Source organism: Pontixanthobacter sp. CEM42 (assembly GCF_017812015.1).
Taxonomy (GTDB): domain Bacteria; phylum Pseudomonadota; class Alphaproteobacteria; order Sphingomonadales; family Sphingomonadaceae; genus Pontixanthobacter.
The window spans coordinates 421,461-433,865 of sequence record NZ_JADQTN010000002.1 but is presented as its reverse complement, the minus strand read 5'-3'; the positions used below and the strand labels follow the sequence as shown (position 1 = coordinate 433,865).

The 12,405-nt window shown below is 55.1% G+C and carries 18 protein-coding genes; 11 read left to right on the top strand and 7 right to left on the bottom strand.

The genetic code is table 11. From position 1 onward, the window contains the following. Nucleotides 1–39: 39 nt before the first annotated feature. The 3 genes from rho to hemE form a co-directional block, all read right to left on the bottom strand. Nucleotides 40–1,305, bottom strand: a complete 1,266-nt coding sequence (gene rho / locus J9777_RS12095; protein WP_209349073.1) for a transcription termination factor Rho — start codon at nt 1,303–1,305, stop codon at nt 40–42. Nucleotides 1,306–1,504: 199 nt separating this feature from the next. Then, nucleotides 1,505–1,960: a CopD family protein gene (locus J9777_RS12090; protein WP_209349072.1), complete on the bottom strand. Its 456-nt coding sequence runs from the start codon at nt 1,958–1,960 to the stop codon at nt 1,505–1,507. 59 nt (nt 1,961–2,019) lie between these two features. Then, nucleotides 2,020–3,045 carry a uroporphyrinogen decarboxylase gene (gene hemE, locus J9777_RS12085; protein ID WP_209349071.1) on the bottom strand — a complete coding sequence of 342 codons (1,026 nt, stop codon included), beginning with the start codon at nt 3,043–3,045 and terminating at the stop codon, nt 2,020–2,022. A gap of 320 nt (nt 3,046–3,365) precedes the next feature. Here hemE and J9777_RS12080 point away from each other — a divergent pair, with 320 nt between their 5' ends. The 10 genes from J9777_RS12080 (at nt 3,366) to J9777_RS12035 (ending at nt 9,934) form a co-directional block, all read left to right on the top strand. Further along, nucleotides 3,366–4,211: a pyruvate, water dikinase regulatory protein gene (locus J9777_RS12080; protein WP_209349070.1), complete on the top strand. Its 846-nt coding sequence runs from the start codon at nt 3,366–3,368 to the stop codon at nt 4,209–4,211. A 24-nt stretch (nt 4,212–4,235) separates the two neighbouring features. Continuing rightward, nucleotides 4,236–4,820, top strand: coding sequence for a Maf family protein (locus J9777_RS12075; protein ID WP_209349069.1), 585 nt, complete (start codon nt 4,236–4,238; stop codon nt 4,818–4,820). Further along, nucleotides 4,817–5,680: a shikimate dehydrogenase gene (gene aroE, locus J9777_RS12070; RefSeq protein WP_209349068.1), complete on the top strand. Its 864-nt coding sequence runs from the start codon at nt 4,817–4,819 to the stop codon at nt 5,678–5,680. Before J9777_RS12075 ends, aroE begins: the two co-directional genes overlap by 4 nt. Beyond that, nucleotides 5,677–6,276, top strand: a complete 600-nt coding sequence (gene coaE, locus J9777_RS12065; protein WP_209349067.1) for a dephospho-CoA kinase — start codon at nt 5,677–5,679, stop codon at nt 6,274–6,276. The genes aroE and coaE overlap by 4 nt, the downstream gene beginning before the upstream one ends. A gap of 65 nt (nt 6,277–6,341) precedes the next feature. Continuing rightward, nucleotides 6,342–7,028 carry a DNA polymerase III subunit epsilon gene (dnaQ, locus tag J9777_RS12060; protein WP_209349066.1) on the top strand — a complete coding sequence of 229 codons (687 nt, stop codon included), beginning with the start codon at nt 6,342–6,344 and terminating at the stop codon, nt 7,026–7,028. A gap of 57 nt (nt 7,029–7,085) precedes the next feature. Further along, nucleotides 7,086–7,661 carry a ribosome-associated translation inhibitor RaiA gene (gene raiA, locus J9777_RS12055; protein ID WP_209349065.1) on the top strand — a complete coding sequence of 192 codons (576 nt, stop codon included), beginning with the start codon at nt 7,086–7,088 and terminating at the stop codon, nt 7,659–7,661. Nucleotides 7,662–7,814: 153 nt separating this feature from the next. After that, complete coding sequence (locus tag J9777_RS12050) at nt 7,815–8,276, top strand: PTS sugar transporter subunit IIA (RefSeq protein ID WP_209349064.1); 462 nt, start codon at nt 7,815–7,817, stop codon at nt 8,274–8,276. 4 nt (nt 8,277–8,280) lie between these two features. Beyond that, nucleotides 8,281–8,745 (top strand): PaaI family thioesterase, encoded by a 465-nt coding sequence (locus J9777_RS12045; protein WP_245228797.1) that lies wholly within the window; start codon nt 8,281–8,283, stop codon nt 8,743–8,745. A 9-nt stretch (nt 8,746–8,754) separates the two neighbouring features. Then, nucleotides 8,755–9,096: a DUF1491 family protein gene (locus J9777_RS12040; RefSeq protein ID WP_209349559.1), complete on the top strand. Its 342-nt coding sequence runs from the start codon at nt 8,755–8,757 to the stop codon at nt 9,094–9,096. A 190-nt stretch (nt 9,097–9,286) separates the two neighbouring features. After that, nucleotides 9,287–9,934: a cell wall hydrolase gene (locus J9777_RS12035; RefSeq protein WP_209349062.1), complete on the top strand. Its 648-nt coding sequence runs from the start codon at nt 9,287–9,289 to the stop codon at nt 9,932–9,934. 58 nt (nt 9,935–9,992) lie between these two features. Here the strand turns inward: J9777_RS12035 and xth are convergent, their stop codons facing one another. From xth to J9777_RS12020, 3 genes are read right to left on the bottom strand one after another with little or no spacing between them, the layout of a single operon-like run. Next, entirely contained in the window at nt 9,993–10,781 is a 789-nt protein-coding gene (gene xth / locus J9777_RS12030) for an exodeoxyribonuclease III (RefSeq protein WP_209349061.1), read from the bottom strand. After that, nucleotides 10,781–11,110 carry an iron-sulfur cluster assembly accessory protein gene (locus J9777_RS12025; protein ID WP_209349060.1) on the bottom strand — a complete coding sequence of 110 codons (330 nt, stop codon included), beginning with the start codon at nt 11,108–11,110 and terminating at the stop codon, nt 10,781–10,783. The genes xth and J9777_RS12025 overlap by 1 nt, the downstream gene beginning before the upstream one ends. Nucleotides 11,111–11,155: 45 nt before the next feature. Continuing rightward, the gene (locus tag J9777_RS12020; RefSeq protein WP_209349059.1) at nt 11,156–11,587 is read right to left on the bottom strand and encodes a CBS domain-containing protein; all 432 of its coding nucleotides are present in this window, start codon (nt 11,585–11,587) and stop codon (nt 11,156–11,158) included. A 107-nt stretch (nt 11,588–11,694) separates the two neighbouring features. Here J9777_RS12020 and J9777_RS12015 point away from each other — a divergent pair, with 107 nt between their 5' ends. Then, entirely contained in the window at nt 11,695–11,997 is a 303-nt protein-coding gene (locus J9777_RS12015) for a hypothetical protein (RefSeq protein ID WP_209349058.1), read from the top strand. Here the strand turns inward: J9777_RS12015 and J9777_RS12010 are convergent. After that, nucleotides 11,994–12,398, bottom strand: a complete 405-nt coding sequence (locus tag J9777_RS12010) for a (2Fe-2S) ferredoxin domain-containing protein (RefSeq protein ID WP_209349057.1) — start codon at nt 12,396–12,398, stop codon at nt 11,994–11,996. The two genes, J9777_RS12015 and J9777_RS12010, sit on opposite strands and share 4 nt — an antisense overlap. Nucleotides 12,399–12,405 lie beyond the last annotated feature (7 nt).

The window sequence follows — 12,405 nt, the reverse complement described above, 5'->3', positions numbered from 1 at the left end:
GGATCCTTCATGCTTTAGCGCTCATTGATCGAAACCAGATTACTGGTTCATATTGTCGAAGAAGTCCTCGTTCGTCTTGGAATCCTTCATCTTATCGAGCAGGAATTCCATCGCATCGATCGTGCCCATCTGCATGAGGATGCGGCGCAAGACCCACATCTTCGAGAGCTTGTCCTTCTCGACCAGCAGCTCTTCCTTACGAGTGCCGGATTTACCGACATCGAGAGCCGGGAAGATACGCTTGTCGGCAACCTTGCGATCGAGCACGATTTCGGAGTTACCGGTACCTTTGAACTCCTCGAAGATAACTTCGTCCATCCGGCTGCCAGTATCAATCAGCGCCGTTGCGATAATCGAAAGCGAGCCGCCTTCCTCGATATTACGCGCGGCACCGAAGAAGCGCTTCGGACGTTGGAGAGCGTTGGCGTCAACACCGCCGGTTAAGACTTTGCCTGAGCTTGGAACAACAGTGTTGTAGGCGCGGCCCAAACGCGTGATCGAATCGAGCAGAATAACAACGTCGCGCTTGTGCTCGACGAGACGCTTTGCCTTTTCAATCACCATTTCAGCAACTTGAACGTGGCGCGTTGCAGGTTCGTCAAAGGTTGAAGAAATAACCTCACCTTTCACGCTACGCTGCATATCGGTGACTTCTTCCGGACGCTCATCAACCAGCAGAACCAGCAAGAACACTTCGGGGTGATTATCGGTAATGGCCTTGGCAATGTTCTGCAGAAGAACCGTTTTACCGGTCCGCGGTGGTGCAACGATCAACGCACGCTGGCCCTTACCTTGCGGCGAAATAATATCGATCACCCGCGCTGATTTGTCTTTGACTGTCGGGTCAAGCGTATCGAGCGACAGCTTTTGCTCTGGGTAGAGCGGCGTGAGGTTGTCGAAATTCGTCCGCGTGCGAACCTGATCGGGGTCTTCGTAATTGACGCTGGTGAGCTTGGTCAGTGCAAAATAGCGCTCACCCTCCTGAGGTGCGCGGATTTCGCCTTCAACAGTATCACCCGTGCGCAAACCCCATTTGCGGATTTGATTGGGTGATAGGTAAATATCGTCGGGCCCAGCAAGATAATTCGCTTCGGGGCTACGCAGAAAGCCGAAGCCGTCCTGCAGCACTTCGATCGTGCCAATGCCCATAATGTTTTCGGTATATTCGTCATCCTCGGCCAGTTCGCGCAGGATGCAGAACATCAAATCCTGACGGCGCATGGTTGAGGCACCCTCAACGCCGAGCTCTTCAGCCATGCTGACAAGCTCGGCCGGTGCTTTGAGTTTCAAATCTTTAAGATGCATGTGTGGTGTCTTTCACAGTCGTATTCAGACGCCTTCGTAAAGGCGGATATGGAAATGGCCGGCAAGTCATTAAGACGGGTCATGGGGCTTGGAGAAAGCAGACCCGGTTCGCCGATGCGAAACCTCAGCCGGTGTGTGATGCGGGACTAGGCGCGCGGGAACGCAGCGTCAATTCAGATTCTATCGGAACGGTCCGGATTTACGGCAAATAGAGTTTTCCGACGATCACCAGAATGACAATGATCGCCGCGGATATACCTGGCACTTCATTAAGTAGTCGCAGTCTCTTGCCCTCAAGCGGCCGCTCGCCGCGCGCCAATTTCTTAGCGTAGCCCGCCATGTATCCGTGATATCCGGATAGCAACAACACAACCAAAAACTTGATGTGGAACCATGTCTGTGTGTGCGATGCTGTCGCCGACATCAGTGCAAGACCCAGAACCCAAACCACAATCAGCGACGGTGCGAGTATGATCTTCAGCAGTTTCCGCTCTCGGTCGATCCAGACCGCATCCATTTCTGATCCCGGCGGCCCATCTTCTTGGTGGTAGACGAAGAAACGCGGCAGCATAAACAAGCCCGCCATCCAGAAGATGACGAAAATGATATGTCCGGCCTTAAGCCATTCGTAAATTGGGATCAGATATTCCTGCATTTCACTCACCTAGGGATTGAAACCGATCCAGTCATCCCCGCAAATGTCATCCGTTCAAATCAAGCACGCCAGTTTCTGACAGTTTCGACCAATTGTTCGACATGCGCAATTGGAGTGAATTGTCCGATACCATGACCCAGATTGAACACATGCGGTCGATCAGCGAAAGCCTCAAGAATCCGCTTGGCTGCAATATCCAGCGCCTCACCGCCCGACAGCACCAGCAAAGGATCGAGATTGCCCTGAACGGGCAACCCGTCCGCAAGGACACTCGCTGCCCATACAGGATCGACAGTCTCGTCAATGCCGGCCGCGTCTACATCGGTTTCGCGAATGTAAGCTGGCAGCTTCTCACCTGCACCTTTGGGAAAGCCGATAATCGGAGTGTCCGGATGGATTTTACGGAGCTTGGATACAATCGCCGCATTGGGCGCGATGACCCAGCGCTCAAACTCGGACGGTGCAAGCGTGCCCGACCAGCTGTCGAACAATTGCACAGCTTCGGCGCCCGCTTTGATCTGACCGCTTAGATATTCGACCGTCATTTCACCGATTGCATCGATGATAGCGCCAAATGCTTGGGGATCACGATAGGCCATCGCCCGGGTTTCGTGCTGATCGCGGCTACCCTCGCCCGCGGTCATATAAGTCGCGACAGTCCATGGAGAGCCTGCAAAGCCCAGCATGGTGGTCTCAGAGCCCAATCCGGCTACCACCTTAGCCACAGTGTCATAAATTGGAAAAAGGCGCTCAGGCACCGCTTTAAGGTCACTCAGAGCATGATCTACAAGCCTGGGTGAGAGCTTGGGTCCCTCGCCTGCCAGAAATTCGAGTTTCTGACCCATCGCGTAGGGAATGATCAGAATATCGGAAAACAGGATTGCCCCATCAAAACCGAACCGGCGGATCGGTTGCAGAGTAACCTCGGCTGCACCATCAGTATCGTATACCAACTCGAGAAACCCGCCTTTGTCAGCGCGGAGTTCACGATATTCAGGAAGATAACGGCCAGCCTGACGCATCAGCCACATCGGAGTCTGTTCAGCACGGTTTCCGCACAACGTATCTAAGAGAATTCCTGGCATCGAAGGCCCTCTTACTAAATAATATTATATTATAAATAGGATGATGGAGTCTGTTGGCCCTGTGGATTTCGGGGACAAGCGGGCTTTGTCCGACTTCTCCCGCGTTGAACAGCGTTTTGCATATCGCGACTCCGCAGAAATGCGAGTCCAGTGTTTGTTGTCCACGTTATCCAGCACCTGTCGAAAAGCTAGCTTTGCTGTCCACAAACTGACTCGGCAAGGACTCGCATTGGGCATGGAATCGCACCTCCGACTTGTCGCCAGCTTTATCCCGTGGTTTATGCCAATCACTATCCACAGCCCGGACACGACCTCCTTTCATGAGCCGTTTGCATCTTCATCTCGTATCGGATTCGACTGGCGAGACTTTGGAAATGATTGCCAAAGCTGCGCTGGCGCAGTTCGAGGATGCAGACATTGTCCGTCACTTCTGGCCAATGGTCCGCTCGAAACAGCATTTGGACCGGATCGTACCGGAGCTTGCCGCGAATCCCGGGCTTGTTCTGTTTACTCTGGTTAACCCCGATACACGCGAACGGCTGGAAGATCACTGTCGGCAACTCAGCCTGCCTGCGGTGCCTGCAATTGATGCCGTAACCGAAGCGCTTGAAGATCAATTGGGGCAAGAGGCACATGGTCGTCCGGGCCGGCAGCACTTGATGGACGACGCCTATTTCAAACGTGTCGATGCGATCCATTATACGATCGCACATGATGACGGGATTGGATCGGACAATTGGGAAGAAGCCGATATCGTGCTCGCAGGCGTCTCACGCTCCTCCAAAACACCAACCAGCATCTATCTTGCCAATCGCGGGTATAAGACGGCGAATATTCCTTTGGTGATCGAAAGCCCGCCGCCCGAGAATTTGTACCGGCTCAAAAACCCGCTTGTTGTCGGCCTCACTACGGCGCCCGAGCGGTTGGTCCAGATCCGCCGCAACCGGCTGCTTAGTTTGAATGAGAATTCCGAAACCTCTTACATCGACGACGAGCGCGTTCGCGAAGAGGTAAAATTCGCGCGACGCATGTTTGCGGATAATGGCTGGCCAGTGATCGATGTAACCCGTCGGTCGATTGAAGAAACGGCCGCAGCCGTGATCAATCTGGTTGGTGAGCGCGAACGGCGCGAAATTCCGCCGCGCATTGGGCCCAAACCAATATGACCAAACTAATATGAAAAGCCCGATATGATTGTCCTTGCATCCAAAAGCGCCTCGCGTCGCGCGATGCTCGATGCGGCCGGTGTGGCTTATGAAAGCGCGCCCGCTTCGCTTGACGAGCGCGCGACCGAGGCGGGTATGGTCGGTGCCGAGCCCCCAACAATCGCCGAAGGGCTGGCAGTCGCGAAGGCGCAGGCCGTTTCCCCACTTAAGCCCGATCAAACTATTCTCGGCAGCGACTCTCTGGTCGTTGTGAGTGGTCAGAGGTTCGATAAACCCGTCAATCGTGATGCCGCCGCGGAGCATTTGCGGTTCTTTTCGGGCAAGGAAATGCACTTGCATAGCGGTGCGGCGCTTGTGCGTAATGATGAAGTGCTCTGGCAGGGTAGTGATTTGGCCAAACTGCACGTTCGCACTCTCTCTGGAGAGTTTATCGAATCCTACCTTTCCGCCGAATGGCCCGCGGTTGCAGGATGTGTCGGGGTATTTCGCATCGAAGCGATGGGTGTGCAGCTGTTTGAGCGGATTGAGGGCGATCAATTCACTGTTCTTGGAATGCCACTGCTCCCCGTTCTTGGCGCGCTGCGTGAGATCGGCGAGTTACCATCATGAGCTCCGAGTTTCCTTTCGCGCAGGTCATTGGTGACCCAATCAAACAATCGAAATCGCCCGTAATTCACGGGTTCTGGCTCGAAAAACTTGGCCTCACTGCTGAGTACGGGAAAGCCCACGTTCAACCGCAGGGACTCGCGGATTATCTTTCGCGATCGCGGGTCGACGCAAATTGGCGAGGCTGCAATGTGACAATGCCGCATAAGCAGGCGATCATCCCTTTGCTTGATAGTCTAGATCCGCTCGCGCAGCGGATCGGCGCGGTGAATACAGTCGTCAGGCAAGAAGACGGATCGCTGCGCGGTTTCAACACCGACGTCGCCGGCTTCCTGGAACCACTGACGGACACACTTGCCAAAAAACACTTGTTCCGGATGGCGCGCATATTGGGAACAGGCGGTGCAGCACGGGCCATTATCACCGGGCTTTCGGACAATGGAATGGTTATCGTTCTGGCGGGCCGCAATCAGGAAAAAGCACAATCCATGATCGATGAACTCGCGCCTCAAGGCGATCATCATATTGCACCGCTCGATCATTTTGCCCAACCGACCGATTTTGAATTTGATGACCGCGAGGGCTGCTGTGACATAATCGTAAATGCCAGCCCCTTGGGCATGCGCGGCCAACCGCCTTTGGCATTTGATTTCAGCCACGCGCCGCCCGGCAGCATTGCCTATGATATTGTGATGGACCCGCTTGAGACCGATTTTCTCCGGAACGCCAAAGATGCCGGGTTTCGCACTATTGACGGGTATTCGATGCTGATCGGGCAAGCTTCCGCTGCGTTCGAGTTGTTTTTTGGCGCTGCCCCGCCGCGCGAACATGATGAAGAGCTGCGCGAAAGGCTGATGGCATGAGCAGGCCACTAATAATCGGCCTGACGGGATCGATCGGCATGGGCAAATCGACCGTTGCAGCGATGTTTGAAGCAGCAGGTGTGCCGGTCTTTGATGCCGATGCAACTGTGCGCTCTATGCAAGGCCCCGATGGGGAACTCCTTCCTGCTATCGAGGTGGAGTTTCCGGGAAGCACTAGTCCGGATGGGGTAAATCGCGATGCGCTTGGCCAGCATGTCTTCGCCAATCCCGAGGCTTTGGCGCGGCTCGAGGCGATTATTCATCCGGCAGTCGGTGAGAGGCGCCAGGCATTTCTGCTGGAGAATGCCAAAGCCGCGATGATTCTATTCGATATTCCGCTGTTGTTCGAGAAAGGTGGCCATGAGGCCGTTGATACCGTCGTTGTCGTCTCTGCTCCTGCAGAAATTCAGCGCGAACGGGTGTTGGCGCGACCCGATATGACCGCCGAAAAATTCGAACATATCCTGTCTCTTCAAACACCCGATGCAAAAAAGCGCGATCGCGCGGACCATATTATCGACACGGGTTGCACGCTCGCCGAAACCGAAGCGCAAGTTGCGCGTCTAATCGAACGGTTAACAGGACGGGCAGCATAAAAAACTCGGCCAAGCGCCTCAAAGACCCCTTGCCTAACGCGATTTGCAGGCCGATATCATGTGTAATGCGTGAGATCGTCTTTGACACCGAGACAACCGGCCTAGACCCCAAAAGCGGGGACCGGATGGTTGAAATGGGCTGCGTTGAAATGGTCAATCGAGTCGCAACGGGCGCGACCTATCACGCCTATTACAATCCAGAGCGTGATATGCCTGCAGGCGCTGAAGCGGTGCACGGTCTTTCTGCCGCGTTTCTTTCCGACAAACCACTGTTTCGCGATACCGCACAGGAATTGCTCGATTTCATCGGCGACGCTCCGCTGGTTGCGCATAATGCCGGGTTCGATTTCGGCTTTCTCAACAATGAGCTGGAGATGATTGACCGTGCGCCGGTCAATCTCGACCGGATGGTCGACACGGTGGCTATTGCGCGCAAGAAACATCCCGGCGCGAAAAATTCGCTCGATGCGCTTTGTTCGCGTTACGGCGTCGATCGCAGCCACCGGGTGAAACATGGTGCGCTGCTTGATGCCGAGCTGCTTGCGCAAGTTTATGTAGAATTACTCGGCGGCCGGCAGATCGGCCTCGAACTTGCGGCTGAAGCCAAGGCTGAGACCGTCCCCGAGGCCGCCGCTGCGCCGCAAACACCCCGCGAATTTCGCGCGCCGCGTGCCCATGCACCCTCGGCAGAGGAATTGGCGCGGCATCAAGCGTTTATAAAGACAATCGAGGCACCCCTATGGAGCAAGTAATCATGGGGTAAATAATCCGGGACACTTCACGTCCCGATAAAAAGGAGAAGGTCGACTATGGATATTCGTGTTTCAGGCCATCAAGTGGAAACCGGTGCAGCACTTCAGGATCACGCTGCCGATCGTCTGAATGCCATTGTCGACAAGTACTTTAGCCGAGCGATCTCCTCCCATGTCACCTTTGGAAAGGCGCCGGCAGGCGCATTTAGCTGTGATATTGTGACGCATGTCATGCAAGGCATTGTCCTGAAGAGTCATGGTGAAGCACATGACGCGCACCAAGCGCTTGATAAGGCCGCAACTAAAATCGAGACCCAGTGCAGGCGATACAAAAGGCGCCTCAACGATCGCCATGAACAAGCCGATCACGCAGCTCGTGAGGAAGAGGCTGCCTACACGATCTTCGCGGTAGCTGAATCCGAAGAACCCGAAGCCGAAGAGGCTGGCGATGATGCGCCGATGATTGTCGCAGAGACCAAAGTGGACATTCCCGAGGCCAGCGTAGCCGATGCGGTAATGATGCTCGATCTGCGCCATACCAATGCGATGTTCTTCAAAAATGCTGGAACTGGGCGGCATAATATGGTTTATCGCCGTCAAGATGGCTCGATAGGATGGGTGGAACCAAGCTAGGGCCCAAGAACAAGGCACGACCGGCGCCCCTCACGCCGTATCAAGCCCCTCGACATACGCTGTGATTGCGACGCTGGATTTCCGGCGAAAACGCTTTGTTTCTCTGCGACTTGTCGATTTTACACCGACTCAAATTTTCAAAGTGCGTAACACATGAATGTAAATGTAAAGATATTGCCCGAAGCGGTCGGCACCATCGGTGCTGATAGCAAAGAGGCAATTTTAGCGGCCTTGTCGCAGCGATTCGCCGAGGTTTACGGCGTAGACAGCAGCATTGTGCTTGAGTCTCTGGAAGAGCGCGAAGCGTTAGGCAGTACAGGTTTTGGCCGCGGTGTCGCGATCCCGCACGCCCGTATCGATGACATTTCTATGCCGGTTGCGGTGCTGTTCCGGCTGGACGCTCCGGTAGATTTCGGCGCTGCAGACGGAATGCCTGTCGATCTGGTGTTCGGGTTGCTTTCACCGACCAATGCCGGCGTTGGCCATTTGCACGCGCTCGCGGCAATCTCGCGGACAGTGCGCGATGATGCTATCCGGCAGGCGATGAGCGAAGCGCAAACGCCTGAAGCACTCTATTCCATGCTGACCAATGTGTCGGATCGTGACGTCGCCTGATTCGATGAGCGATGGCAGTGCGACACCGGGTTCGGAGCTGCATTTTCGGGCGCTCGAGCGGCTCTATCAATCGGCGCCGGTCAACCAACTGTTCGATTCTACGCTGGAGATCACCGAGCGCGGGCGCTCGCGGCTCGTATTTGATGTGACCGAAGCATCCTATCATGCGGCGGGTGCTGCGCATGGGACGATTTACTTCAAAATGCTCGACGATGCGGCGTTCTACGCCGCGAATACACTGGTGACTGACCGGTTCTTGCTCACCACCTCATTCAATTTGCACTTTACCAAGCCCGTACGCGAAGGGCGCGTTATTGCCGAAGGCCACTGGGTTAGCGGCAAGCGCCGTGTATTTGTGGCAGAATCGCGGCTGATCGATGAAGAAGGTGACGAGATCGGCCGTGGAACCGGCACGTTTATGCGTTCCCATATCGCGCTGTCCGGTCTTGACGGATATAGCGCTGAATAGGCGCACATGATGGACGCTCGCCTACCCGCCCACCTTGAAATCTCGGGAATGATCCGTGCTGTTCAGGCGGAAGGTGGCTTTGCCACCGTGCTTTCCAAAGGCGAGCGTGATGCAGGTGCAATTATGATTGTAACGCTCGACCGTGAGGGCCTCGCACGCCTTTACGAGCGGATGCCGCAGATGGACGGTTCGCGACCCTATGTTTTGTCGCGTGAACAGAATCCCGATAACCCTCTAGAATTTAACGAATATTTAGTAAAGCGAGGTACGCAGGACCCAGATTTATGGGTGTTGGAGCTGGACGTCGCAGATCCAGAACGCTTTGCCGCACTGCAACATAAAGCTGGTTGACTTAATTTCAATTGAAACTATTTGCACCATCGAACTTCCGATGCGCAGGCGGCGGAATGACATTCGGTCATTCGGTTAGCACGCAGACGGGGGACGGCCGGCAGGCCTTTTCTGGACCCTAACAATTTGAATATCCCCTCAAGGTCCCAGCCTGCGCCAGTGCTCGTCCACCGCTCAATGTAGTAGATTAATGGCTCGTAAGACCCACTTTGCAGGTGCCGTGACTTTTGTAACCGCACTTGGATTCACTTTTGCAAGCGCCGAACTCTCGGGCGCGAACGCTCAACAGGGCGTCGAAGCAGAGATTACAGATTCTACACAGGCGCCAGCTCTCACCGACGAGACAGTACCTGTATTCGTTTCTGAACCAGTGATCCAACCGCTACCCGAAGCGGAAGAAGTCACTGAAGCACCGCAAGCATCTTCGCTGCGTGAGCTGGTACAGATTACCGATATCAGCGCTGACCTTTCGCGCGAAATGGAATGCCTTGCAGGCACTGTCTATTTCGAATCGCGTGGTGAGCCACTGACTGGCCAGCTTGCGGTTGCGCAAGTTGTAATTAACCGTGCGGAATCGTCGCGTTTTCCATCAAGCTATTGCGGTGTTGTGTATCAGCGTTCGCAGTTCAGCTTCGTGAAGGGCGGCAAGATGCCGCGCATCGCACGTAGCTCGACCGCGTGGAAACGCGCCAAAGCAATCGCCCGGATCGCCCATGAAGGCCATTGGGATAGCGAGGCACAGGATTCGCTGTATTTCCACGCAACCTATGTGCGTCCGAGCTGGAGCTATCGCAAAGCCAAGCGCGCAGCGATCAGTACGCATATTTTCTATCGCTAAAGCGACCGGCAGATCGAATTAGGAGAGCCCTCTTCGCCCGGTGCGGAGGGGGCTTTTTCTATGGAGCGGCGATCTCGACCCAGACAGGCGTATGATCGCTCGCCTTTTCGCGTCCCCGATATTCCCTATCGACACCGACGGCTGTCATCCGGTCAGCCAATTCGGGCGTGAGTAGCAGGTGGTCGATGCGGAATCCGTGATCGCGCTGCCAAGCACCGCGTTGATAGTCCCAGTAGGTCCACACCCCACCGCGCGGATTGAGTGTGCGCACCGCGTCGGTCCAGCCATCCGCGAGCAAGCGATTATACGCGTCGCGCGATTCTGGTTGCATCAGCGCATCCGATGCCATGCCTTTGACCGCCCAAACATCATCGTCTTCAGGAATAACATTGTAATCGCCAACAATAGCGGTTGGGATCTCTTGGTCCCACAATTCCTCCATCCGCGCGCGCAACCGCTTCATCCACGCAATCTTGTAGTCGAACTTAGGTCCCGGATGGGGATTTCCGTTGGGTAGATAGATGCAAGCTACGCGGACACCCTCGATATCTGCTTCGAGATAACGGGCTTGTTCGCCCTCGCCCTCTTTGGGGCCATCAATGCCAAGACCGCGCTTTGTTTCGATCGGCTCGGTGCCATCGGCTAGGATGGCCACGCCGTTGAAGCTCTTCTGACCATGCCAAATCGCTTTGTAGCCGATCTTTTCGAACTCTTCGGCCGGAAAGCCTTCGTCTTGCGATTTAATCTCTTGCAAACACGCGACTTTAGGGCGCGTTTCATCCAACCACTCGAGCAGCCGCGGAAGCCGCGCCTTGATCCCGTTGATGTTGTAAGTCGCTATTCTCACTAGATGCCGAAGCTCGAACCGCAGCCGCAACCTGCTGCAGCCTGAGGGTTTTCGACTTTGAAAGCTGCCCCGCCAAGCGATTCGACGAAATCGACAACGCTTCCACCCACTAGATCGAGGCTGATCGGATCGACCACCAGCTTCACACCGTCGGTTTCGCTGACGGAGTCATCGCCATCTGCGCTGTCGGCAAGATCAAACTTGTATTGAAAACCCGAACAGCCGCCACCTTCAACAGACAGCCGCAAAATGGCCGGTTTCGCCTGCTTCTCGGCGATCCAAGCAATGCGCTTGGCGGCAGATTCGGTAAGAGTTAGCGTGTCAGCCATAATTTCCATGTAGGTAGTGTCGCCTCTCGGCTCAAGCACTGCAGCTCAGGCGGTCTGAATATAGTTCCGCATTGCCTCGGCCTCGCCTGCGATTTCGTCCATTCGTGATTTCACCAGATCGCCAATGGAAATGAACCCGCACATCGCCCCGTTTTCAGTAACTGGCAGGTGACGGATACGCCGACGCGTCATCAGACCAAGCGCTTCGATCACTGTAGAACTGGATTCGACGGTGATTGCAGGTGCTGTCATCACTTCGCCAACTGACTTCTCCAGACAGGCAGCGCCTTCGTCAGCCATCCGGTAAATCAAATCGCGTTCCGAGAATATTCCGGCCAGCTGACCGCCCTGCATGACGGGCAATGCACCGATCCGTTTTTCCGCCAACATAGCAACCACTTGGCGTACGCGATCATTTACGTCGCAAGTATACACATCCGCTGCTGCCCGATCGGCAATAAGCTGGGAAATATCCATATGAGCAACTCTCCTTGCTTAACGAGTGTGCCACGAAGCTCCCAAAAATGCGAATCCCTGCGTTAACGGGCATTGCCAGCGCGCAATCACAGGAGCATGAGGCGCTCATGATTCCCAAGTCCCCTCTTGAAGATCCCGAAACCGCTGCGTTTGCATGGGCGCGATATAAACGCCTGATGCGCTTTATGCTGTTTGTCACCATTGGTGTGGTGATTCTGGCGGTGGCCTTGCTGTATGACGGTGAAAGCCCGGCGTCGGTGCATTTCTATATCGCTACCGCCCTTGGCGTTGGCTTTATGATGTTGCTCACGTCAGCGCTAATGGGGCTGGTGTTCCTGTCGAGCGGCACAGGCCATGATGAATCGGTAACCGATCTGGCCAAGGATGACGACGATACTTGGGAAGACTAGGGCAGATCGCCACTATGCGCAGCATCGCGTAAGCGAAATTCCTCAACGGGTTCGCCGCCAATCAAGTGCTGTTGTATAATCCGCTCGAGCACTTCTTCGGTGCAGGAGTGATACCAAACCCGGTCAGGCCATACGACGGCGATGGGACCAGAGGCGCAAATCTGTAGGCAATCGGCTTTCGCGCGCTGCACCCCGCCCGATCCGTCGGCCTGTTTCGGTCCGACGAGACCGAGCTGCTTCAGGCGCTTCTTTAGATAGTTCCACGACCGCTTGCCATCGTCGGCACCACAGCATTTCTGCTTTTCCGAGACTGCGCACAGGAAAATCTGCCGATCCAGCGTTTCACCGCCGATCTTGCCAAGCGCCAGCTGTGCCTTGAGTAGGTCGGCATTGCGGCTCATCGGTGAA